The organism is Tardiphaga sp. 866_E4_N1_4 (assembly GCF_052076075.1).
In the GTDB taxonomy this organism is placed as follows: Bacteria; Pseudomonadota; Alphaproteobacteria; order Rhizobiales; family Xanthobacteraceae; genus Tardiphaga; species Tardiphaga robiniae.
Map to the genome: position 1 here is coordinate 3891389 of NZ_CP197242.1, position 22737 is coordinate 3914125.

Consider the following 22737-nt stretch of genomic DNA (forward strand, 5'->3'; position numbering starts at 1 on the left):
ACAAATCGTTCCGATGATGGCATAATGGCCGTTAGATCAGGGCTCGGGTGGTATGCAGCACCTGACGACCATCGATCCGTGCGATCCGCAAAGGTTTGACGATGCAGCGTGGCCTGTCACGAACCTCCAGCCTGCCGGCGCGGACCGAGCTCGGCGATGCCTTGCGGGCCTGCCGCGGCGCCTTTCTGGGCGTCGGGCTGATGAGCTGCATGATCAATATCCTGTATCTGACCGGCTCGTTCTTCATGCTCGAGGTCTATGACCGTGTGCTGCCAAGCCGCAGCGTGCCGACTCTCGTCGGTCTCATCGTCCTGGCCGGCGGCCTTTACGTGGCTCAGGGTATTCTCGACCTGCTGCGCGGCCGCATTCTGGTGCGGATCGGTAGTTCGCTCGACGAGGCGCTGAGCCCTCGCGTGTTCCAGACCGTGGTGCGACTGCCGCTCCTCGCCGGCGGACACAACGAAGGCCTGCAACCGCTGCGCGACCTCGATAACGTTCGCTCGTTCCTCTCCGGCATGGGGCCGAGCGCACTGTTCGACCTGCCATGGCTGCCGCTCTATCTGGCGATCTGCTTTGCCTTCCATCCGATGATCGGCGTCACCGCATTGGTCGGCGCAGTTCTGCTGGTAGGCCTGACGATCCTCACGGAAATCATGACTCGCGAACCAGCGCGCGAGGCCAACGGACTTGCCGCTCGTCGCAGCGGCATCGCTTCAGCTAGCCGGCGCAATGCCGAAGTCGTCGTCGCGATGGGCATGGCCGGACGTTTGACGCAGCGCTGGCGCGAGGCCAATGAGACCTATCTGGCCGGCAACCAGCGCACCAGCGATGTAGCCGGCGGTCTCGGCGCCATCGCCAAGGTGATGCGCATGATCCTGCAATCGGCGGTGCTGGGCGTCGGTGCCTATCTCGTGATCAATCAGGAAGCCACCGCCGGCATTATCATCGCCGGCTCGATCCTCAGTGCCCGCGCGCTGGCGCCGGTCGATCTGGCGATCGCGCACTGGAAGGGTTTTGTCACCGCCCGGCAGAGCTGGCATCGGCTCAACGGGCTGCTATACGCTCTGCCGGACCAGGCAGCGCTGACTCAGCTGCAAGATCCGTCGCAGAAACTGACCATCGAAGGCGTCAGCATCGCACCGCCGGGTGAGCAGAAGGTCACGGTCAGCGACATCACTTTTGCACTCGCAGCCGGCAACGGCCTTGGCATCATCGGACCGTCCGGCTCCGGCAAATCATCGCTGCTGCGCGCGCTCGTCGGCGTCTGGAAGCCGGTACGCGGTCATGTCCGGCTCGATGCCGCGGCGCTCGACCAATGGGCGCCGGACGATCTCGGCCGCCATATCGGCTACCTGCCACAGGATGTCGAACTGTTCGCAGGCTCCATCGCCGACAATATCTGCCGTTTCGATCCAGATGCGAAGGATGACGACATCATCACCGCGGCAAGGCAGGCCGGCGTACATGATCTCATCGTCGGCATGCGCGAGGGCTATGATACGCAGGTCGGCGATCACGGCGGCGTTCTATCCGCCGGTCAGGCGCAACGCATCGCGCTGGCGCGCGCGCTGTATGGCGATCCGTTCCTGATCGTTCTGGACGAACCGAATTCCAATCTCGACACCGAAGGCGATGAAGCGCTGACCAAGGCCGTGCGCGCGGCCCGCACGCGCGGCGCCATCGTCATCGTGGTTGCACACCGGCCGATCGGCATCGAAGGCGTCGACATGCTGCTGGTGCTGAAGGATGGTCGCATGCAGGCCTTCGGGTCGAAGGAGACCGTGCTGGGTCAGGTGCTGCAGCGCCCGGCAGCACAGCCGATCAAGATCGTCGCCGACGGCGGAGTAGCCAAGCCATGACTGCGCCGCTCACAGGATCGCGCCGCTCGATCCGCATCCACCTCATTATCGGCCTCGTCGTTGTGCTCGTGCTCGCAGGCGGTTTAGGCGGCTGGGCGTCGACCGCGCAGATCTCCGGCGCCCTGATCGCGCCCGGCTCGGTGGTCGTCGATTCCAACGTCAAGAAAGTCCAGCACCCGACCGGCGGTGTCGTCGGCGAAGTGCGCGCCCGCGACGGCGACGTGGTGAAAGCCGGCGATGTCGTCGTGCGCCTGGACGACACCGTCACCAAGGCAGGCCTCGCCATCGTCACCAAGAACCTCAACGGGTTGTGGGCACGTGCGGCGCGGCTGGAAGCGGAGCAGCGCGGTGCCGACAGAATCGTATTTCCGCCGCAGCTCATCGAGCAGATCGCGGATGACGACGTGAAGAATGTCATCGCCAGCGAAACGAAACTGTTCAATGTGCGCTCGACCGGTCGCGTCGGCCAGAAGCAGCAGCTCCGCGAACGCATCGCGCAGCTCAACGAGGAGATCGCCGGCCTCACCGCGCAGGAGACTGCCAAGACCCGAGAAATCGCGCTCGTGGAAAAGGAACTGGTCGGCGTCCGCGGATTGTTCGACCAGCAGCTGGTGCAGATCTCGCGCCTGACCGTGCTGGAACGCGACGCCGCTCGCCTCGCCGGCGAACGCGCGCAGTTCATCGCCGCCCGCGCCCAGGCCAAGGGCAAGATTACCGAGATCGAGCTGCAGATTTTCCAGATCGACAAGGACCTGGTCAGCGAAGTCTCCAAGGATCTGCGCGAGACCAATGACAAGATCGGCGAATTCGTCGAACGCAAAGTCACCGCCGAGGACCAGCTGCGCCGCATCGACATTCGCGCGCCGCAGGACGGCATGGTGCTGCAGTCCACTGTGCATACGATCGGCGGGGTCATTACCGCAGGCGACGCGATCATGCTGATCGTGCCGCAGACCGACAATCTGTCGGTGGAAGCCCGGGTCAATCCGCAGGATATCGACAAGCTGCAGATCGGCCAGAAGACGCTGCTGCGACTCTCCGCCTTCAACCAGCGCACCACGCCGGAGCTCAACGGCGCCGTCAGCCGCGTCTCGCCGGATACAACGACAGATCAGCGCACCGGGCAGAGCTACTACACGATCCGGATTTCGATGCCGGCATCGGAAGTCGCCAAGCTCGGCGATGTGCGCCTGATCCCCGGCATGCCCGTCGAAGCCTTCGTGCAGACCGGCGACCGCACCATGCTGTCCTATCTCGCCAAGCCGCTAAGCGATCAGTTGATGCGCGCCTTCCGCGAGAAATGACCCGGAACCCATGAAGCGCATGCGGCGAGTAAGACGGCTGGCGCAGCGGTTCGGTTGGGCACGTGCGTTCTGTCTTGTCTTGCTGCTAGGCCTCGCGCTGCTGCGCATCGCTGATCCGCCCGCAATCGAGGAATTGCGGCTGCGGGTCTTCGATACCTATCAAGTGATCCAGCCGCGGGTGAAAACGGCGAAGCCCGTCACGATCATCGATATCGACGAGAAGAGCATCGCCAAATACGGCCAGTTTCCATGGCCACGGACGCTGCTCGCGCAACTGGTAACGCGGCTGACTCAACTCGGCGCCGTCGTCATCGCCTTCGACGTCGTGTTCCCCGAGCCCGACCGGCTGAATCCGGCGCTGGCCGCCGACAGCTTTGCCGGCCTCGACGACGATCTGCGGGCCCGGCTGAAGACGCTGCCGAGTAACGATCAGGTATTCGCCGACGCCATCAGGCGATCCCGCGTGGTGCTCGGCGAATCCGGTCTGCCTTATGAGGTTCCGGGGCTCGACAAGGCGTTGCCGACCACCGGCCTCGCAACTCTTGGCGGCGAGCCGCAGCGTTTTATGGTGGATTTCCCGGGACTGCTACGCAATGTCGACGTGCTGGAGAAAGCTGCCGCAGGCCGCGGCCTGTTCTCGATCCGCAACGAACGCGACGGGATCGTGCGCCGCGTGCCAATGCTGATGCTGACCCAGGGCGTGACGATGCCTTCGCTGAGCTTCGAGATGCTGCGCGTCGCCTCGGGTGCCGACACGATCCTCGTCAAGTCCGATAGCGCCGGCATCAAGAGCATCCGCGTCGGAGGCTTCGAAATTCCGACCGACAGTGAAGGACGGCTGTGGGTGCATTTCGCCAAGCACGATCCCAGCATCTATGTCTCCGCCGCCGACGTCCTCGACGGCACTGCGCAACCCCAGGCGATCGCACGGCATCTGGTGTTGATCGGTACCTCGGCGGTCGGCCTCTTGGATACCAAGACGACGCCGCTCGATGCGGTGATTCCCGGCGTCGAGGTTCATGCCCAGGTGCTGGAGAGCGCGCTGACCAAGACTGTTCTGTCGCAGCCTGCCTATGCGCGTGGCGCCGAACTATGCATTGCGATCATTCTCGGCATTATCGTGATCTGTCTGGCCCCAATGTTCGGGCCAGTTACTCTGGTCATCATGGGCGCCGTGTTTGCGGCGCTGCTCGCCGGTACATCCTGGTACTTCTACACGCAGCATCGCCTGCTGATCGACTTCACCTACCCTCTGCTCTCAACCACGCTGATCTATCTCACGCTCATCTTCAGCAATTTCGTGCGCGAGCAGGCGCAGCGCCGCCGCATCCGTTCGGCCTTCAGCCAGTATCTGTCGCCAGCCCTGGTCGCGCAGCTCGCGCAATCGCCGGAGAAGCTGGTGCTCGGCGGCGAGGAGCGCGAGATGACCATCATGTTCTCCGATGTGCGCGGCTTCACCACGATCTCGGAATCCTACAAGCACGATCCGCACGGCCTGACCACGCTGATGAACCGCTTCCTGACGCCGCTGACCAATGCGATCCTCGATCGCAAGGGCACCATCGACAAATATATGGGCGACGCTGTCATGGCGTTCTGGAACGCGCCGCTCGATGACGACCAGCACCAGATCAATGCCTGCCACGCCGCGCTCGACATGCTGGATCGCATCGATGCCCTGAACAAGCTGCGCGAAGACGAGGCCACGCAAGGCGGCCACGTCTATATCCCGATCAACGTCGGCATCGGCCTCAATACCGGCATCTGCGTCGTCGGCAATATGGGATCGGACTTGCGCTTCGACTATTCGGTGCTCGGCGACAGCGTCAATCTGGCTTCGCGCCTCGAAGGCCAGTCCAAGGAATACGGCTTCCCAATCATCGTCGGCTCGAAGACCGCGCTCGCCGTCAAGGACAAGTTCGCCATTCTCGAACTCGACTTCATCATGGTGAAGGGTAAGAAAGAACCGGAAGTGATCTACGCCATCGCCGGACGTGAGGACGTGACACATTCCGAACGCTTCCAGACGCTGCGCAACCTGACCATCGAAATGCTGGCTTGCTATCGTAGTCGCGACTGGGACGGCGCATTGTACGCCGTCGAGCGCGGCCGCAATTCCGATGTCGCGAATGCGCTCGAGAAGCTCTACGATCTCTATGAGAAGCGCATCCGCACCTATCAGGAGAACCCGCCACCAGCGGACTGGAACGGCTCGTTTGCATTGCTGACGAAGTAATCCCCGCGTAGGGCGCAATAGCAAAGCATATTGCGTCACCGGGCGGTGGCTACGCTGCGCTAAGCCGCTCTACAATCTACGGATCAGATCTCGCGCAACGCCCGCATGCTGGGCACGCTGACTTCGGCCAGCTTCAGATTGTCTTCGTTCTGGTCGATCGCCACATATTGCCCGTCCCAATAGGTCAGCGCGGTGTGCGGGACCGAGGTGATGACATCGCGGACGCGGCCGATGACGATGGCGTGGGAGTGGCGCTCGATGACTTCCTCGACGTCGCAGTCGATTGCCGCAAGGCTGCCGGCCAGCAGCGGCACGCCGGTTGCCCGGGTAACCCATTGTGCGCCAACGAAACGTTCTGCGCCCTTCAATCCGCCCTTGCCCGAAAATCGCTCGGCCACGTCCAGCTGATCAGCCGACAAAATGTTGACACCGAAGGCGCCGTAGCGCTGCAGCAGCGGCCAGGACGACGACTCCCGGTTGACGCTGACGATCAGCGTCGGTGGATCGACCGACAGCGACGAGACCGATGTCACCGTCATGCCCGTGATGTCTTTGCCACGCCCGACGGTGATGACGCTGACGCCGCCGGCCAGCACTCGCATGGCGCCACGGAATTCTTGCGAAGAGACCCCGCGATCAGAGGAAATCTCGCGATCGACGGTGATGTTACGAACGACGGAATTCATGGCAGCCTCGCAGGTCACAATAGTCTCACAAACCAGTGGCGTCGGCTCCCGGGCCGAGCAGATTGCGCAGGATCGAACCTTCCAGCGCCGCAAGATCTGCCGAGCCGCGCTGCCGCGGCCGGGCGATATCGACATTGATATCGTGCGCGATGCGACCGTCTTCAATCACAAGCACGCGATCTGCCAGCGCCACGGCCTCGGACACGTCATGCGTCACGAGAATCGAGGTGAAGGTCTGATCATGCCACACGCGACCGAGCAACTGCTGCATCGAAATACGGGTCAGCGCATCGAGTGCGCCGAGCGGCTCGTCGAGCGCCAGCACACGCGGATGGCTGACCAGTGCCCGCGCCAACGCGACACGCTGCTTCTGGCCGCCAGACAACACGGACGGCCATTGATCGCGCTTCTCGGCGAGGCCGACTTCCGTCAATGCACTTTCAGCGCGTGCCTTGGCATCGGCCGATGTCCGGTCGGTCCCCAGGCCAACTTCCACATTCGAGAGCACGCTGGCCCATGGCAACAGGCGCGGTTCCTGGAACATCACGCGGATGTCCTCCGGGCGGGTTTCCTCATCAAAGCTGATCGTGCCGGCAGTCGGCGCGTCGAGGCCTGCGATCAAGCGGAGCAGCGTGCTCTTGCCGCAGCCGCTCTGGCCGACAATGGCGACGAACTGGCCGGCAGGAATATGCAGATCGACGCCGCGCAGCACTTCATTGCTGCCGAAGGATTTGCGGAGACCACGAATGGTCAGCGACAGTCCTCGGGACTTCTGCTCGGACGGACGCCGCGCCTGCGTGGCGCGGGCCTGTTCGAAATCGACGGGCGCATCGATGACCTGAGCATCGGCATGGCTGAGGCGAAGAGACTGTTGCACGGTCATTTCAAATTCTCGCTTCCGAATTTCGCTCAATGTTTCTGAAAAGCCGGGTGCCAGGACAATGTCAGCCGTTCCAGCGCGCGCGAGGCGCTGTCGGCGACCTTACCCAGCAGCGCATAGATCAGGATGCTGAGCACCACGACGTCGATCTGCATGAATTCACGCGCCTGCATCGCCATGTAGCCAAGGCCCGACGAGGCCGCGATGGTTTCGGCCACGATCAGCGTCAGCCACATGATGCCGAGCGCAAAGCGCACGCCGACGAAGATCGATGGCAGCGCGCCCGGGAAGATCACACGGCGGAACAGCTCGCTATTGCGCATGCCATAGATGCGGCCCATCTCGATCAGCTGCGGATCGACGGTGCGGATGCCGTGCAGCGTGTTGAGATAGATCGGGAAGAATACGCCAAGCGCAACCAGGAACAGCTTGGCCGACTCATCGATGCCGAACCACAGGATGACCAGCGGGATCAGCGCCAGATGGGGCACGTTGCGCACCATCTGCAGCGTCGTATCGGTGAGCTTGCTGCTGAGCTGGGACAGACCGTTGGCCAGACCGAAGGCAAAGCCGATGCTGCCACCGATCAGGAAGCCGACGGACGCACGCCAGAACGACACCCAGATATTCTGGGCGAGTTCGCCCGAGATCAGCAACTTCCACCCGGCCAAGGCAACATCGGTCGGTGCCGGCATCACACGCGCCGGCACGTAGCCGGTGACGCACGCAGCCTGCCAGACGAGCAGGATAACCAGTGGCACAATCCATTGGGTCAGGCCATCGATGCGCGGCAAGCGAAAGCTGCGAATGCGGGGAAGGATTTCAACAATGCTCATGATGGGTGCCTGTCGGAATTACGAGGCGCTCTGCGCGCGATGCTCATTGGCAACGATTTCACCGACCGGGCCGGTGCGCGTGCGTAGCGATGTGACGTTGTCGTGCTGTTGCAGCGACAGCAGCGGGAAGACGAGCTCGGCGAAGCGATAGGCCTCCTCGAGATGCGGATAGCCGGACATGATGAAGGTATCGACGCCGACGTCCTGATATTCCTTGATGCGTGCCGCCACCGTCTGCGCATCGCCAACCAGCGCCGTACCGGCGCCACCACGTACGAGGCCAACACCGGCCCAGAGGTTCGGGCTGATCTCGAGCTTGTCGCGACGGCCGCCATGCAACTGCATCATGCGCTGCTGGCCGACCGAATCCTGCCGGGCCAATGTCTTCTGCGCATTGGCAATGACGTCGTCGGTGACATATTGAATGAGTTCGTCGGCAGCCTTCCATGCGGCTTCGTTGGTCTCGCGCACGACCACATGAAGACGGATGCCGAAAGACAGCTTGCGACCGCGCTTTTCGGCAGCAGCCTTGACGCGCGCGACCTTCTCGGCGACTAGCGCAGGCGGCTCGCCCCAGGTGAGATATTTGTCGACGGTGTCCACGGCGACATCGATGCCCGCATCCGAAGAGCCGCCGAAATACAGCGGCGGGCGCGGCGACTGCACCGGCGGGAAGATCAGGCGACCGTCCTCGATCTGGATATGCTTGCCCTGGACATTGACGGTCTTGCCGGCCAGCAGGTCGTTATAGACGTTGAGGAATTCGCGGGTGACGGCATAGCGCTCGTCATGCGGCAGGAAAATGCCGTCGCCCTTGTTCTCGACGGGATCGCCGCCGGTCACGACATTGATCAGGAGGCGACCGTTGGTGACACGGTCTAGCGTTGCGGTCATGCGCGCGGCGACGCTCGGCGATTGCAGGCCCGGTCGGACGGCCACAAGATAGCGAAGCTGTTCGGTCCACGGGGCCACAGCGGATGCAACCACCCATGAATCCTCGCAGCTGCGCCCCGTAGGCAGCAGCACGCCGAAATAGCCCAGCTGATCGGCGGCCTGCGCGATCTGACGGAGATATTTGAAGTCGATGTCGCGCGCACCATGGGTCGATGCCAAATAGCGTCCATCGCCGTGGGTCGGCAGGAACCAGAGAACATTGGCTTTGGATGGATTACTCATCGGCGACGTCTCTCTCGCATCGGGCGACCATTGCGGATCGCGAGAGGATGGTGTCATGACATAAGTCTGTCGAGTGGCCTGGGAAAATAGCGACGCGCGCACTGTGACTTACGTCAATGACGAGGCGTTCCTTTCAAACTTCCGGGCATATGCAGCGCATTTTTCTCCACCAATCCTGCATCCCGCAGCGATCACAACCGCGTGGGTCGGAATGCAAAAGCCCGACCGGCGATCAGTGCGACTGAGTGGAGAATTTCATGCTGAGATCGCGGGGTGTGACACTCAGATTGTTTTGCTCAAAGGCTCATCATGAGAATGATCGTACAGGCTGTCATCGAGCAATCTGGCGCTTTCGCCGCCGTCATTGACGCTTTGTTAATGACGTCAGCACCGCTACCGCTCCAAATCGTGCGGCATTTACACAACTACCCGCGTTTTGCGAACCGATTTAACCAAATCGACAAGGCGTTTTGCGAGGCTCGGCCACCATGCAGAACGCATCCGCCCCAGGCTCGTCGGCCTCTCCAATGGACAGCGACCGCCCGACCGCAACCTCTTCGACCGAGGCTGCTACCGGATTCGTGGATAGCGATGCCGCACGCGAATTGGAGATGCTGCGCGAGATCGTACGCATGCTACCGGCCTCCGTCACTGTGCAAGACGATCAGGGCGACTTTCTGCTGGTGAATGATGCCGCGGCAATCCAGTTCAATGCATCGGCAGACCAATTCAACAGACCCGATCCACAATCGCATTTTCTGGTGCAAGCACTGACGCATCGACGAACGACTGCACTCGACCTGCTGCAGTCCGGCCGCTCCGCGGTGTTCGAGGAACGCGTCAATTCCGAACGCGACAGGCGCGTGTTCCTGACCACGCATCGTCCGGCGCGTATCGGTGATCGTAGCGTGCTGTTGTCCAGCGCCACCGATGTGAGCCGGCAGAAAGAGATGGAAGAAGAGCTGTTTCGCCGCGCCTATTACGACGAATTGACCGATCTGCCGACGCGGCGCGTGATCGAGAAACATGTCGGCGACATCATTGGCCATTCCGGCGAGACATCGCATTTCGCACTGGCCTTCCTCGACATCGACAATTTCAAGCACATCAACGACTATTACGGTCACAGCGTCGGTGATGCGCTGCTGGTACAGTTCGCCAAGCGACTGGCGCTCGACCTGCGCGGCACCGACATGCTGTCGCGCATCTCCGGTGATGAATTCCTGCTGCTGCTGAACCCGATCCAGAGCCAGCAGGAGGTCGCCGAATATCTGGAACTGCTGGTGCAGCGGCTGCGTGCGCCGTTCTTCATCGACGGCTCCGAAGTATTCGCCTCCGCCTCGATCGGTGTCAGCCTCTATCCCGAACACGGTCGCAACTACGACGCGCTGCATCAGAACGCCGATATCGCGATGTATCGCGTGAAGAATGAGACCAAGGGCGCTGCGGTGTTCTTCGACTCCAGCATGGAGAGCGAGGCGCTGACCCGCATGGCCACCGAACAGTCGTTGCGGCTGGCGATTCTCGACAAGCGGTTCTGCTGCGCGTTTCAACCGAAGGTCGATATCCGCAGCCTGGAGATCAAGGGTATCGAGGCCCTGGTGCGGCTGCGTAACGACGATGGCGTGATCCAGGCACCCAGCACCTTCATCAATCTGGCAGTCGAACTCGGCCTGATTGACGAGCTCACCCATCTGGTGCTCGCCGAGATCATGAAGTCGATCGACCTGATCGACGAGACCTTCGGCGCCACCGCCAGTATCAGCATCAACGTCGCCGCCAAACAGGCTGGCAACCCGGAATTCATGCGCGCCTTTGCCAGGGCCATCGAGGAGACCGGCTGCCCAACGCGCTTCATGGTCGAAGTGACCGAAGACGCATTCGTCGCCAAGACGCATTTCCAGGACGACATCCTGCCGATGTTCCGCGCGCTCGGTGTTGGCATCTCCATCGACGATTTCGGCGTCGGCTATTCGTCGCTGTCGGCGCTGGCCGATATCACCGCCGACGAGATCAAGATCGACCGCTCCTTCATTACGGACATTCACAAGCGCCCGCGCAGCCAGGGCATCCTCCGCGCCATCGAGTCGCTGAGCGAAGCGCTGGGCATGACCGTGATCGCGGAAGGCGTCGAGACCTTCGAAGAACTGGCCTATCTTCAGGCCGCGACCAAGATCCGCTATGCGCAGGGCTATTATTTCTCCAAGCCGATCTTTCTGGAAGAACTGCAGCCCCAGGCGCGCACCAGTAGCGACGTGCGCAGCGCACCATCGGCTCGCCCGGCAGCAGATGCCCGCCCCGCCTATTCCCGCTCCGGCGGCCGGGGTTATTGAGGCCCCGCCCTCTCCCCGTCATTGTCATCCCGTAACCACATCCCATCTGTTAAGGGACTGAAAACCACGCGCTACGCATCACCAGAGAGCCCCCATGCCCGTCGTCCCGCTGTTTCTGAATATCCTCTGGATCGTGTTCGGCGGATTGGGAATGGCAGTCGGCTGGCTGATCGCGGCCGTTGTGATGGCCATCACCATCATCGGCCTGCCCTGGGCCCGCGCCGCCTTCAATATCGCCGCCTATACGCTGCTGCCGTTCGGCCAGCACGCCGTTGACCGCGAGGCCGTCACCGGCCGCGACGACATCGGCACGGGTGTGTTCGGCCTGATCGGCAATGTGATCTGGCTGGTGCTGGCAGGCTGGTGGTTAGCGATCGGCCATCTCCTGGCGGCACTGGCCCTGGCGATCACCATCGTCGGCATTCCCTTTGCTTGGGCACATCTGAAGCTCGCCGGCATCGCGCTATGGCCAATCGGCAAGGTCATCGTACCGGCCTAACGCGCATTGCGTTGAACGAATTCAAATTTTCTCGTTGAGAGTGCGCCGCGCATACGCGTGATTAACTATTTCGCTCAATGGTGAAACGAGGTGGGCCTCGGGCGCCGGAGTGATTATGCGTAAACTTCCTTTTTTGATCGTTGCAGGTTCTTTCACGGCGGTTGTCGCCGCGGGCGCTGGCGCCTGGCATTTCTTCGGGCCCGCCGGCGCTCAGACCAGTGCGAAAGCCGATAAAGGCGAGCTCACCACCGCCTCGATCGACACGCGCGCGCCGAAGTCGAATTCGACCGAACCGCCGCCGCGCGTGCAGGCTGTCGCAGCCGCACCGGCTGCCATGCCCGTGGCTCCCGCGGCGGAAAAGCGCCCGACCATCGCCAAGCCCGTCTGCAACAATCCGAACGCGCTCGGCGTGTCACGCACCGTGCAGATCGACACCACCGGCGGCCCCGGCCTTGGCATGTCGCAATATCGCGACTACGACTTCCTGCAGCCCGGCGAAGTCGTGCTGACCTTCGACGACGGCCCGTGGCCGGTGACCACGCCTGCCGTGCTGGCTGCGCTCAGCGCGCAATGCGTACAGGCCGTGTTCTTCCCGATCGGCAAGCATGCCACCTGGCATCCCGCGGTGTTGAAGCAGGTGATCGCGGCTGGCCATTCGGTTGGCACCCATACCTGGTCGCACCAGAATCTGGCGACCAAGACCCCGCAGGAAGCCAAGGACGAGATCGAACGCGGCATCAGCGCCATCACCCTGATGGCCGGCCAGCCGCTGTCGCCCTTCTTCCGTTTCCCGCAGCTGCGCCAGAATGCGGAGCTGAAGGCCTATCTCGCCGAGCGCAACATCGCCGCCTTCTCCATCGACATCGATTCCGAGGATTTCCGCATCCACAATGCCGGCAAGCTCGTCGCTTCGGTGATGGAAAAGCTGAAAAAGAAGGGCAAGGGCATCATCCTGATGCACGACCTGCACAAGTGGTCTGCGGCTGCCGTGCCGGACCTGCTCGCCCAGCTCAAGGCCGGCGGCTACAAGGTCGTGCATATCCGCGCCAAGGACACGCTGCCGACCATCGCAAGCTACGACGCCGCCATCGCCGCCGAACTGCAGCCGGTGAAAACCAGCAATGCGCGCCCGATTTCCAACGTGATCCAGACGGTCGACTAACACCTGATCCACTCGGGTTGAACCCAATCGCGGCCGGGGCGGCACCGCTGCCCCGGCCTTTTTGTGTTTCGTGGCAAGGCGCGCGGCGAAACAAAACGATCCCCCGACGAAACCATTATCCACCTCGACGCAGACCGCCTGAAACCGGGCATGGTTATCCATCTGTCCAACGAAGCGGCACACAGCGCCGCCCAACAGGGACAGTCAGATGCGCATCATCGGTTTCATCGTCGCCTTCTCGTTCGCCTTTGCCGGCCCGTCATTCTCCGGCACCGCGATGAACGACCTGCCGGGTATCGGCACCTTTTCCTACAACGGCGCGCAGATCGCCCCAGATACGGCGACCGCGAAATTCGCCTATCTGACGCTCACGCGTCGCGCCTGATCGCATCCCCTCCCCTCCGACATCTCCAGACACAGAAAGCCATCACCATGACCTCATTCAGCGCAAATCTGATCGGACACACCCTCAAGGCCGCCGCTGTCGGCGCAATCCTGATGCTGTCGGCGACGGCGAGCCAGGCCCAGTCGGCGAGCCCTTTTGCCGGCTTTGACGGATCGTGGAGTGGCAGCGGCACGGTGTCGCTGTCGGATGGTTCCTCGGAGCAGATCCGTTGCCGCGCCACTTACAATGTCGTTGGCGGGACCGCGCTGAAACAGTCCCTGCGCTGCGCAAGCGACGGCTACAAATTCGAACTCAGCAGCGATGTGAAGAGCCAGGGCAATCAGGTGACCGGCACCTGGGGCGAAGCCAGCCGCAATATCTTCGGCAATCTGCAAGGCAGCGCCGGTGGTGGCCAGATCGATGTCTTCGTCGAGGCCGCCGGCTTCGCGGCCAACCTGACGCTGACCACCAAGGGCAACAAGCAGCTGGTCTCGATCAGCTCCAAGGGTCAGATCCGCGACGTCTCGATCAATATGATCCGGAGCTGACGCATAACCTATGCGACTTGATGCCGTCGACCCACAGCATCAAGCCCACTGCCTGACACGAGTGTTTTGATGCCCGGTTGCCGCCTGCGCCCGATCACGCGAAGCAGTGGGTTTTCAATTGTGAGATGCACGATGATGCCCGCGCCGCCGGCTATGGCGACATAACACAGCATCATCATTGTCGATGCTTCGGGCGTCGGCAGCTGAAGCCATCGCTCATTACCTGTTTTCATGACGTCGAAAACGATCGGATGCGTGAGATAGATGGCGTAGGACGCATTGCCGATCAGAATAAGCGGCTGCCAGGTTATGGCACCGCCGGCATATTCGACAAACAGCGCACTGGCGACAATCACGACCGGCGCGGCTGCGGCGAGCGCCATATAGACCGACGGCGTGACGCTGTTTGCCCATAGCGGTCCCACGAATTGGGACCCATAGCAGAGTGTGACGAGTGCGGCGCCGATCCAGACAATGGAGCGTTGTGGTGCAGCGGGAGCAAAAACCTGCAACGCATAGAAGATCGCGATCCCGGCGATGAAGAACTTCGTATAGTCGAAGGACAGATAGTGGCAGGCAGCCGCCGTGCAGACGGCGGCCGCCGCATAGTTCAACGCCACCAGGCATCCGACAACGATCAGCGGCGCCAGACGGCGGCTGATCACAAGCGCGGCTGCGAAGATCAGATAAAAATACACCTCGTAGTTCAGCGACCAACCGACATTCAGGATCGGATATTTGTCACCGATCGGCGCGAACATCAGGCTACGGCCGACATAGGCCCAGAGCGGCTCGGACGAACGGCCATCCAACGGCTTTGCCCATGTCTCTGCCTCAAGCAGCGCAGATCCGAACATCACGACAAGAAGCACGGCTGTGCACAGCCAATAGAGCGGTGCGATCCGCTCCAGGCGCTTAGCGAGAAAATCGTCATCACCCTTCCGGGTGATGAAACACATGATGAAGCCGGAGATGACGAAGAAGGTGGAGACCCCGAAGAATTCGGTGTGCCAATCGCCCGCGAACTTGTAGCCGGTGTGGAAGAACACCACACCAAGGGCAGCTACGCCGCGCAACACCTGCAGATTTGACAGCATGGGGCTCCCTCGACCGCCCGTCGCGGTCGGGGGCAAACCTCTGGCAGAGACGAGAGTTCCGCCGATCCGGAACTCTTGCGGGACAAAGAAGGCGGCGAGGTGACGCCAGCGGTCAGAAGCCGTAAAGCCGCGCCGGGTTGTCGACCAGGATTGTCTTGCGAATGGCGGCGTCGGGCGCCCACATCGCGAGCTGGTTCAGCAGGCGGCCGTCGTCAATCTGAAAGAGCGGCGTGACGTCGGTTGGCTTCTTGCCGGGCGGTGTCACCGAATCCGGATGCGGCCAGTCGGTGCCCCAGATGATCCGCTCCGGATTGGCCGCGATCAGCGCCTTCGCCAGCGGTGCGACGTCCAGGTAATCCGGCCCTTGCGTCGAAGCGCGGTAGGCGCCGGAAATCTTCACATAGGCCTTGCCGGCTTTGACGAGGTCGAGCAGGTCCGCAAAGCCCGGCTGATCCAGCCCGAGCTTGGCTTCCGCGCCGCCGAAATGATCGAATACCAGCGGCATCGGCGCACTGGCAACAACCTCCTTGATCGCAGATACCAATGGCAGATTGGTGAACATCTGGATGTGCCAGCCGCGCGTCTTCATGCGCTCGATCGCAGCCAGCAGACGCTGCTTGCCGATGGCGGGGTCGCTCACGCCGCTGGTCGCAAGATTGATCCGCATGCCGCGAATGCCGGCGGCCTTCATGGCGTCGAGCTCGCTCTCCGGTGTCTTGTCATCGATAACAGCAACGCCGCGCGCATCGTTGCCCCGCGCCATCATGCCGAACAGGGTCGCCGAATTATCAGTGCCGTAGATGCTGGGCGTGACGATCACCACGCGCTTGACGCCGAGTGCCTTGTGCAGCGCCGCCATTTCCTCCGGCGAGGCCAGTTCCGGCGTGTAGACGCGGCCTGCAAAAAACGGGAATTTTTCGGGATCGCCATGAATATGGGTGTGACAGTCGCAGGCGTCTGCAGGCACCTGGAAATTCACCGGCGTCGCCGGCTGCGCGGCCTTGCCAACCGCAAATCTGTTGCTGAGCACGACAGCCCCCGCGATTGAGGAGAGCAGAACACCGCGTCTTGTGAACATTGGTTCCTCCCTGATGTCGTGACGCCATTTTGGGCCGGCGTTCACTTGATTGAGGCCAACGTGATCGTTTCGCGATCCATGTCAAGTGTGCTTCCACATGCTGCAAAGCGAAGACGACGGGGATCGTGCTCCTGCTGCACAGCCCGATGCCAAATTGGCTGTGCAGCAGCTCGCTCGCAGTCATGTCACGGTTTGCGGACGGTCACGCGCAGGAACGTCGCCTTCACCGAAGTCGCCGAAGGATCGGAGCTTTTATTCTGACTCTCGAAGAGCTTTACAAGCTCCCCCTTCAAGGTGTCGGCGCGACCGTCTTTTTCAGCCGCATCGAAGGCATTCATGGTCGGACCGTAATAGGCCTTGAACTGGTCGACGAACTTTGCCGGCGGTCCGGCAAAGTTGAATTCGTAGGAGTCACGAGCGAATGAGATATTTGGCTTCGGAATGCCGGCCGAGGTGAAGCGCTCGACAACATTGTCCTCGAGCCCCCAGGTCATGGGACTTACGAAGCCTTCCGGCGGAGGGGGCGAATAGGACGAGCTGATCTTGAGGATCTGCGCCACCAGAGTGGGATCGTTCGGGATCCAGTTTCCCATCACAATCCGGCCGCCTGGCCGCGTGACGCGAACCATTTCCCTGGCAGCATCCGATGGCCTGGGCGCGAACATCGCGCCGAAGATGCTGACAACGAGATCGAAACTGTCGTCCTTGATATCTTTTAGATTCGACGCATCGCCTTCCTGAAAGCGACACGTAAGCCCTTCCGCCATCGCGCGCCTGTTGCCGGCGTCCACCAGATTGCGCGCGATATCGACGCCTGTGACGTTTGCCCCGGCTTTTGCTGCGGGAATTGCCGTCGTTCCGTCTCCGCATCCAAGATCGAGCACGTCACTTCCGCGCGTGATCCCGATCGACGCAACGAGCGCCTCGCCGCTGGCGCGCATCGTCTCCGCGATACGGGTGAAATCGCCTTTCTCCCAAAGAGCCTGGTTCGCATTCATGGGACGTCCTCCGATGTTCAACGCGGGAACGGCCGGCGCCTGGGTCGGTTCGCAGAACGCCGCCTGGGTAGCCGCAGTTATGTCACTCGGCTAGCGTTCCAGGTTCAGCATTCGCGATCGGACGATACCCCGCTGCCAAACACAGCGTGATTGAGCAAATGGGCGAGGTTCCGGGACAATCACGGGCGCAACCTCGTCCCCTCGCCCGCGCGAAATACCCGCCACACCCGCGGCGCGAGCGCTTCTGCGCATCCCGCCCCGATCCGAACGTGCGACCGTCGCCCGAAAGAGGGCACGCGCACTCCAACCGAGCCATTTTCGCCGAATCCGGCCCCGGCCAGCCGTTGCCGCCGCCCGGCCAATCGGCTAAATGGACGCTCAAGCACCCGTAGCTCAGCTGGATAGAGCGTTGCCCTCCGAAGGCAAAGGTCACACGTTCGAATCGTGTCGGGTGCGCCAGCGAAATCAATCACTTATGTCGCATCCGCGTTTCCGGCCTAGTTATCAGGTAAGCACTAGGTAAGCGTTGGTGCGTGGGACAACGTGATGGAACTGACATTGAAGCTTTGAACGTCTGCCCGTTGTGCATCGGCAACGAGATATTCTCGCAGTTTATCGAGGCGAACGGTGAGCCCGGCGAATGCGGCTTCAATGGATCTCATGGCGCCAGACGAACTGTTGTGTCGGTCGAAGCCTTCGCTGAGCACATTGACGAGTGGTTTCGAGAAAACTACAGCCGCGGTGAAGGAAAGTAGCTGATCATTCTGCGGGTAGTAAAATGCTTATGGATCGCAGCGAGCTAGCGTTCGGAGAGTTGCCGTACGAACGGAGGCTAGTCGCCTTCTATGATGTTCTTGGATGGCGCGAGCACATTGCTGAGGCTGGAGTAGATCCTAGGTACATTGCTCGCCTTGCCAGCATACCGAGAATGTTCAGCAAACGCGTCGTTGGCGTCGGCTCTCGAATGCCGGGCGCCCATCTTACGTCGTTCTCCGACAACGTCGTTGCCAGCACCCCATTTGATCGAAGTCACATTAGCTGGCTCTCCAAAGCTTGGCGACAGTTCAGATCGGCGCTGCAATGGCCGGTTTCTGGTTGCGAGGGGCAGTCACCATCGGTCTACTTCATCATGACGAAGACATTGTGTTCGGGCCGGCTCTGAACCGAGCTTATGAACTTGAGAGCAGGCATGCCATATTTCCTAGAATCATACTGGATCCGGCCTGCGCGGAATTATTCGAGACGGGCGATGAACTAATTGGATTTGACCAAGAGTTCAGCTTTATCGACCCGTTTCGACCTGTTGTAATCGACCGAATTCAGCAAGAGGTCAGACCTGACCCGGGGGTAGTCGCGAGATTCAACGAGCTTTCCGGCGGCAACGTCCCTCAACAGCCAATGTTAGTTGGAGGCACAACGATATTAGCTATGATGGTTGCCAGACTGAACGCTGATTTCCAGGCGACGTCGGACGAGCGCGTCAGATTCAAAATTCGCTGGTTACTCGATCAAATCGAACGGCGCCTTTGAGCATCTTCTGGCTAGCGCGATCTGGCGCATACTTCCGAGTACGGCAAAACTAGCTCCTTTGGTTGGCATTGGTCGATCAATGAAGGCTGGAAAATTCCCACCGATACCAAAGCATCCCGATAAGCGATTTCACCCATATGTCACAGCCCCGGGGACTGATGCTCGCATGGAACGGTTTTCAACAATCTCTGGCCCGCCTCTATTGCGTCGCGATCGGAAACGGTCCTGCAAACCAGCATATCGCTGTCTGCAGTGCATTAAAATCTGACCGAGCCCAAAGGAATAATCTTCTCGCCGCCGTAGAGAATCACATGATGAGTGCCTCGCCAAGCAGCCACATCGAGCACGGGGAATGGCTACGCAACCAGGCCCAAGATGCGAAGACATCCGAAATGATGCCGCTCACACGCCACTTCGGCCTCGACGCCACCAAGTCGTGCTCGGCGCTGACAACTACCCGAGCGCCAAAATTACTAAGGTTCCGACTATCAAGATTAGGCCGAAAACCGGCAACAGCCCCTCCGCACTCCCCTTTACGAAACCAATCACTTCGATCGAAATTCTGTTTCTGTGTGCCATTTTGACCACCTCTTGCTCGATTGATTTTGTCGAGTATGAGGTCCTCTGGTGAGAGGCTCTAGGTCGCGCAATCCCGGTACAAATGGGCGGATTAAACGGGGTCATCTCGTGTACTAGTTGGAAGCCAGCCGAGTTCCAGGCCCTCGTCATTCTCATCGTGGTCTTGGAAAATAGCGGGTGAACCAGTGAGAATGTCGTTCATCACGCTATAAAATGCAGAGTGCCTGACTGACCCCTCACTATGTTCCTTAAGTTCGGATCGCAGTTTCTCAACTTCTTGCTGTAGCAGGGCATCCCTACCCACCAGCGCTTCGATCTTACGCACGGCATGCAGAACCGTGGTGTGATCGCGGCCACCGAAGCGACTGCCGATTTCCGGTAGCGAGCGCAGCGTCAGGGTCTTGGCCAGATACATCGCAACCTGACGGGGGCGCACGACATTGGCGGTGCGGCGCGACGACAGGAGGTCGGACCGGCTGACATTGTACTGACGCGCGACGACACGCTGGATGTCCTCGATCTTGATCCGCTTCGGCTCCTGCGGGCGGATCAGGTCGCGCACTTCGCGTTCGGCCATTTCCAGCGTCACCGGCGTGGCGTTCAGCTTCGAATGCGCCAGCAGGCGGTTGATTGCGCCTTCGAGATCGCGGCCATTGTGGGTGATGGTGCGGGCCAGATAGTCCAGCACCGGTTCCGGTACGTCGAACGAGGCATGATGTGCACGGGCCGCAGCAACGCGCGACTTCAGGATGCCCAGGCGCAGCTCTTCGCCGAGCGAGCTCATTTCGACGACGAGACCGCCGGCGAGGCGCGAACGCACGCGTTCGTCGAGGCTTTCCAGATCCGACGGCGGACGATCGGCGGCGATCACCACCTGGCGGCCGGCATCGATCAGCGCATTCAGTGTGTGACAGAATTCGGCCTGCGTGGTCTTGCCCTGCAGGAACTGCATGTCATCGATCACCAGCACGTCGATGCCGCGTAGCGCTTCCTTGAAGGCGAGCGCCGTCTGCGTCTTCAGCGCTGCGACGAAGCCGTACATGAACTTCTCGGCGGTGAGATACAGCACCTTGCGGTCAGGGCCGGAATTGCCAGCCCAGGTCACGGCCTGCAACAGATGGGTTTTGCCGAGGCCGACGCCGGCATGGATATAAAGCGGGTTGAACATCACCGGATCGCCGCGGCGACCTTCGGCGACCTGACGCGCGGCAGCATGGGCCAGCGTGTTGGCGCGGCCGAGCACGAAGCTCGCAAAAGTCAGGCGCGGATCCAGCGGCGAGCCGCCGAGTGCTTCATGGCTTGCGGACACCGGCGCGGTGGCTGTGGCGCGGAGTTCGGGCGCGTGACGGTTGTTGGACGTCTCGGTACGGCGCGCTTCGGTCGGCGCTGCGGCCTCCTTGTTGGCGGTCGTATCGTCGCGCATTGCGGAGCGCACGGTGAGGTCGACGCGATGAACTTGCGGCATCTCGGCCTGCCAGGCGCTGAGAACGCGCTCGGCATAGTGGGCCTGGATCCAGCTCTTCAGGAATCGGGTGGGTACCGAAAGATGGACGCTATCGTCCTGCACGCTTTCGAGATCCATCCGCGCGAACCAGCTGGAGTAAACGTCTTCGCCAACATTTTTGCGAAGCTGCGCCTTCACGCGCGTCCAATAGTCTTGAGGCGGACTTTGAGGACCTTGTTTCTCAAATCCAGACATTTAATCGCTTCCTATCGAAGGAGGGTCATTGTCTGGTCCACGACGGTCTCTCGGCTCTTCCAGAAAATCCCGAAGATCAAAACGCAGGTCCGCGTCAAATTCACTATCTGATGGATCAGAGTACGGCCTCGTCATCTCAGCTGCGATATCTAGCGTTAATTCGCTATATCTTCGTAGCGGGCCAAGAAGCGCGACAGTCGGGCGAATGACTTGCTTTCGTTTATCAGATGGATGATCGATTCTCTCTAAGAGCTTGGCATCAATCAATCGCTCGACCCTTAGTGCTACCGTCTTTGGATCTAGTAGATCTCTGCGGGCGACCAATCGTTGAATTGTTGAAAGGGTGCAGTCGCCACGTTGAGAAGATAGGAGGACAACGATAAAGACAATTTGCCGGTAGTGCGCCGATCTCAGATCCGGAACAGATCGAAAGCATTGGTCCCAAGCCAGACTGCCCATGGTTTCCCAGTTCACCGCCGCCCAAATGGCTTTAATAAGGTCATCACCTTTGGGAGCCATTCACAAATCCAGCCAGCGTTGCTTTAAAATCCCATCATACCATTCATCCTAGATTGGTCGAGGTCAGATTGCTCCAAATAATGGGCCCATTTTTTGGTATGACATTCGCCTATCATGCACTGCATCATCCTCATTAAATTAGACCTGCGCCGCGGCAAACATCGCCGATACAGCTTTCAGTGCAGTGAGCGAATGATACTTGAGACGATATACGAGCTTTTGGTCGCGCGGCGCCTCTTCATGCGCACTCCGGCTATCCGCAAATTGAGATGGGCGAATCGCCATTAATTTCCCAGAGAAGGAGGCGGCAACATGACGTTCCGCCAAAAGTCCGCAAAGCTCACGTCAAAGAAATCCCCATACTCGCCGGTCTCCCAGCGCTTCAAATCGGCTTTCATATAACGATCGATCGCTTGCTCCATCTCTTTCTTATCACTTCCAGAGATTCGTAGCCCGTCAACATCAGTAAGCTTGTCGAGCAGAATGATCCGATGCTTCTTCGAACGGCCCACATAGATAAAGGGATCTTCACGCACCTTCCAGATCCCATAGAAGGTCGCTCGCCCCTTTGGTTTTGGGCATTCAAAGTCTAAAAAGACGTCACCGGGCTGGACATCCCATCCGACCTGATCGTCGTAGTAAGGCAGATCGCCATTTAAGAAATGGAGTTCGGCGTCCGAATACTTGCTCCTACCGCGTAAATTGAACGTGCTATAGGCCCTCTCGGAGCCACTATCGACTGGGTAATATATGACCCGTGCCTTGATCGTTCTGACCAGACTTGGATGCTGTCGCGCTCGAGAAAGAAGGCCGGTCGCGAACTGCCTGCGCGCAGCACAGTTCTGCAACCAAATCGGCTTTGCTTCTGAAATGAGCATGGTCGTCACTGGCAGCGCTGATGGCATCATCCAATGATCATCAAACCATCTATTGACATCACGAACAAAGGAACCTTCTGCAATTAGTACGTTCGCCTCAACATTGCCGCTGAACTGTTTCTCGTTAGACGCCAATCCATTACTGGAGGCGTTGCTGGACCCGATAATTACATGGCTTTCGTTGCAGTAGATCTTTGAATGAAGGCCATCAATGGTTTTGATCTGACAGCCTAAGCTGAGAAGCTTCTGCATCTCTTTTGGATGGCAGGCGCCGCTGAAAAGATCACAAATTATTTGGAATTCAGCACCGTTCGCTTTTGAAATACCTAGTTGCTCTGCAGCACCCTTCCCCCAAAAAGCCACGGCGAACTTCTTCGTCCCGGCTGCCGCCGCTATTGTTCGGATTCTGCCGACGGAGTTATTGGTTAAAAATATTGGATTCAATCTGTCCTCAT

19 protein-coding genes, 1 tRNA gene and 1 pseudogene are annotated in these 22737 nt (G+C 60.4%); 10 read left to right on the top strand and 11 right to left on the bottom strand.

Annotation, left to right across the window (positions count from 1 at the left end):
* Positions 1–31: 31 nt before the first annotated feature.
* A complete protein-coding gene (locus tag AB8B20_RS18915; protein WP_439075071.1) occupies positions 32–211 on the bottom strand; it encodes a hypothetical protein in 180 nt (59 codons plus the stop codon).
* Between AB8B20_RS18915 and AB8B20_RS18920 the strand changes: the two genes are divergently transcribed.
* The 3 genes from AB8B20_RS18920 to AB8B20_RS18930 are packed head-to-tail and all read left to right on the top strand — an operon-like array spanning position 201 to position 5399.
* On the top strand, positions 201–1859 hold the full coding sequence (locus AB8B20_RS18920; protein ID WP_439075010.1) for a type I secretion system permease/ATPase: 1659 nt from the start codon (positions 201–203) through the stop codon (positions 1857–1859). The two genes, AB8B20_RS18915 and AB8B20_RS18920, sit on opposite strands and share 11 nt — an antisense overlap.
* The gene (locus AB8B20_RS18925) at positions 1856–3163 is read left to right on the top strand and encodes an HlyD family type I secretion periplasmic adaptor subunit (RefSeq protein ID WP_439074334.1); all 1308 of its coding nucleotides are present in this window, start codon (positions 1856–1858) and stop codon (positions 3161–3163) included. The genes AB8B20_RS18920 and AB8B20_RS18925 overlap by 4 nt, the downstream gene beginning before the upstream one ends.
* 10 nt (positions 3164–3173) lie before the next feature.
* Positions 3174–5399, top strand: coding sequence for a CHASE2 domain-containing protein (locus AB8B20_RS18930; RefSeq protein ID WP_439074333.1), 2226 nt, complete (start codon positions 3174–3176; stop codon positions 5397–5399).
* Between the two features lie 83 nt (positions 5400–5482).
* On the opposite strand, the gene AB8B20_RS18935 is transcribed toward AB8B20_RS18930, so the two are convergent.
* Genes AB8B20_RS18935 through ssuD form a run of 4 tightly spaced genes read right to left on the bottom strand, consistent with a single transcriptional unit; the run spans position 5483 to position 8977 of the window.
* Positions 5483–6085 (bottom strand): flavin reductase family protein, encoded by a 603-nt coding sequence (locus tag AB8B20_RS18935; RefSeq protein ID WP_439074332.1) that lies wholly within the window; start codon positions 6083–6085, stop codon positions 5483–5485.
* Positions 6086–6110: 25 nt separating this feature from the next.
* Positions 6111–6962 (bottom strand): ATP-binding cassette domain-containing protein, encoded by an 852-nt coding sequence (locus AB8B20_RS18940; protein WP_439075008.1) that lies wholly within the window; start codon positions 6960–6962, stop codon positions 6111–6113.
* A 32-nt stretch (positions 6963–6994) separates the two neighbouring features.
* Positions 6995–7801: an aliphatic sulfonate ABC transporter permease SsuC gene (gene ssuC, locus AB8B20_RS18945; RefSeq protein ID WP_093757644.1), complete on the bottom strand. Its 807-nt coding sequence runs from the start codon at positions 7799–7801 to the stop codon at positions 6995–6997.
* A gap of 18 nt (positions 7802–7819) precedes the next feature.
* Positions 7820–8977 (bottom strand): FMNH2-dependent alkanesulfonate monooxygenase, encoded by a 1158-nt coding sequence (ssuD, locus tag AB8B20_RS18950; RefSeq protein ID WP_068730429.1) that lies wholly within the window; start codon positions 8975–8977, stop codon positions 7820–7822.
* A gap of 611 nt (positions 8978–9588) precedes the next feature.
* On the opposite strand from ssuD, the gene AB8B20_RS18955 reads away from it, so the two are divergent.
* The 5 genes from AB8B20_RS18955 (at position 9589) to AB8B20_RS18975 (ending at position 13904) form a co-directional block, all read left to right on the top strand.
* Positions 9589–11310 carry a putative bifunctional diguanylate cyclase/phosphodiesterase gene (locus AB8B20_RS18955; RefSeq protein ID WP_439075006.1) on the top strand — a complete coding sequence of 574 codons (1722 nt, stop codon included), beginning with the start codon at positions 9589–9591 and terminating at the stop codon, positions 11308–11310.
* Between the two features lie 94 nt (positions 11311–11404).
* On the top strand, positions 11405–11809 hold the full coding sequence (locus AB8B20_RS18960) for a YccF domain-containing protein (RefSeq protein ID WP_439074331.1): 405 nt from the start codon (positions 11405–11407) through the stop codon (positions 11807–11809).
* Between the two features lie 115 nt (positions 11810–11924).
* Positions 11925–12971 carry a polysaccharide deacetylase family protein gene (locus AB8B20_RS18965; RefSeq protein ID WP_175369196.1) on the top strand — a complete coding sequence of 349 codons (1047 nt, stop codon included), beginning with the start codon at positions 11925–11927 and terminating at the stop codon, positions 12969–12971.
* Between the two features lie 208 nt (positions 12972–13179).
* On the top strand, positions 13180–13356 hold the full coding sequence (locus AB8B20_RS18970) for a hypothetical protein (RefSeq protein ID WP_170849619.1): 177 nt from the start codon (positions 13180–13182) through the stop codon (positions 13354–13356).
* Between the two features lie 47 nt (positions 13357–13403).
* Complete coding sequence (locus AB8B20_RS18975) at positions 13404–13904, top strand: hypothetical protein (RefSeq protein ID WP_439074330.1); 501 nt, start codon at positions 13404–13406, stop codon at positions 13902–13904.
* Positions 13905–13912: 8 nt separating this feature from the next.
* Here AB8B20_RS18975 and AB8B20_RS18980 read toward each other — a convergent pair whose 3' ends face one another.
* The 3 genes from AB8B20_RS18980 to AB8B20_RS18990 all read right to left on the bottom strand — a co-directional run bounded on the left by AB8B20_RS18980 (position 13913) and on the right by AB8B20_RS18990 (position 17077).
* On the bottom strand, positions 13913–15001 hold the full coding sequence (locus AB8B20_RS18980; RefSeq protein ID WP_439074329.1) for an acyltransferase family protein: 1089 nt from the start codon (positions 14999–15001) through the stop codon (positions 13913–13915).
* Positions 15002–15113: 112 nt separating this feature from the next.
* Positions 15114–16079: an amidohydrolase family protein gene (locus AB8B20_RS18985; protein ID WP_439074328.1), complete on the bottom strand. Its 966-nt coding sequence runs from the start codon at positions 16077–16079 to the stop codon at positions 15114–15116.
* A gap of 185 nt (positions 16080–16264) precedes the next feature.
* Entirely contained in the window at positions 16265–17077 is an 813-nt protein-coding gene (locus AB8B20_RS18990; RefSeq protein WP_439074327.1) for a class I SAM-dependent methyltransferase, read from the bottom strand.
* A 382-nt stretch (positions 17078–17459) separates the two neighbouring features.
* Here AB8B20_RS18990 and AB8B20_RS18995 point away from each other — a divergent pair.
* Together AB8B20_RS18995 and AB8B20_RS19000 are read left to right on the top strand one after the other, a co-directional pair.
* A tRNA-Arg gene (locus AB8B20_RS18995) sits at positions 17460–17536 on the top strand.
* Positions 17537–18130: 594 nt separating this feature from the next.
* On the top strand, positions 18131–18607 hold the full coding sequence (locus AB8B20_RS19000; RefSeq protein WP_439074326.1) for a hypothetical protein: 477 nt from the start codon (positions 18131–18133) through the stop codon (positions 18605–18607).
* Between the two features lie 823 nt (positions 18608–19430).
* Here AB8B20_RS19000 and dnaA read toward each other — a convergent pair.
* The 3 genes and pseudogenes from dnaA to AB8B20_RS19015 form a co-directional block, all read right to left on the bottom strand.
* Positions 19431–20885 (bottom strand): annotated as a pseudogene (gene dnaA, locus AB8B20_RS19005) (chromosomal replication initiator protein DnaA); the annotation flags it as partial.
* Entirely contained in the window at positions 20886–21404 is a 519-nt protein-coding gene (locus AB8B20_RS19010; RefSeq protein WP_439074325.1) for a hypothetical protein, read from the bottom strand.
* Between the two features lie 284 nt (positions 21405–21688).
* Positions 21689–22726, bottom strand: a complete 1038-nt coding sequence (locus AB8B20_RS19015) for a phospholipase D family protein (protein ID WP_439074324.1) — start codon at positions 22724–22726, stop codon at positions 21689–21691.
* Positions 22727–22737: the final 11 nt, after the last annotated feature.

Coding starts and splice junctions, on each gene's coding strand:
- AB8B20_RS18920 (WP_439075010.1), top strand. CDS start 201: ATGAGCTGCATGATCAATATCCTGTATCTGACCGGCTCGTTCTTCATG.
- AB8B20_RS18915 (WP_439075071.1), bottom strand. CDS start 211: ATGCAGCTCATCAGCCCGACGCCCAGAAAGGCGCCGCGGCAGGCCCGC.
- AB8B20_RS18925 (WP_439074334.1), top strand. CDS start 1,856: ATGACTGCGCCGCTCACAGGATCGCGCCGCTCGATCCGCATCCACCTC.
- AB8B20_RS18930 (WP_439074333.1), top strand. CDS start 3,174: ATGAAGCGCATGCGGCGAGTAAGACGGCTGGCGCAGCGGTTCGGTTGG.
- AB8B20_RS18935 (WP_439074332.1), bottom strand. CDS start 6,085: ATGAATTCCGTCGTTCGTAACATCACCGTCGATCGCGAGATTTCCTCT.
- ssuC (WP_093757644.1), bottom strand. CDS start 7,801: ATGAGCATTGTTGAAATCCTTCCCCGCATTCGCAGCTTTCGCTTGCCG.
- ssuD (WP_068730429.1), bottom strand. CDS start 8,977: ATGAGTAATCCATCCAAAGCCAATGTTCTCTGGTTCCTGCCGACCCAC.
- AB8B20_RS18955 (WP_439075006.1), top strand. CDS start 9,589: ATGCTGCGCGAGATCGTACGCATGCTACCGGCCTCCGTCACTGTGCAA.
- AB8B20_RS18960 (WP_439074331.1), top strand. CDS start 11,405: ATGCCCGTCGTCCCGCTGTTTCTGAATATCCTCTGGATCGTGTTCGGC.
- AB8B20_RS18965 (WP_175369196.1), top strand. CDS start 11,925: ATGCGTAAACTTCCTTTTTTGATCGTTGCAGGTTCTTTCACGGCGGTT.
- AB8B20_RS18970 (WP_170849619.1), top strand. CDS start 13,180: ATGCGCATCATCGGTTTCATCGTCGCCTTCTCGTTCGCCTTTGCCGGC.
- AB8B20_RS18975 (WP_439074330.1), top strand. CDS start 13,404: ATGACCTCATTCAGCGCAAATCTGATCGGACACACCCTCAAGGCCGCC.
- AB8B20_RS18980 (WP_439074329.1), bottom strand. CDS start 15,001: ATGCTGTCAAATCTGCAGGTGTTGCGCGGCGTAGCTGCCCTTGGTGTG.
- AB8B20_RS18985 (WP_439074328.1), bottom strand. CDS start 16,079: ATGTTCACAAGACGCGGTGTTCTGCTCTCCTCAATCGCGGGGGCTGTC.
- AB8B20_RS18990 (WP_439074327.1), bottom strand. CDS start 17,077: ATGAATGCGAACCAGGCTCTTTGGGAGAAAGGCGATTTCACCCGTATC.
- AB8B20_RS19010 (WP_439074325.1), bottom strand. CDS start 21,404: ATGGCTCCCAAAGGTGATGACCTTATTAAAGCCATTTGGGCGGCGGTG.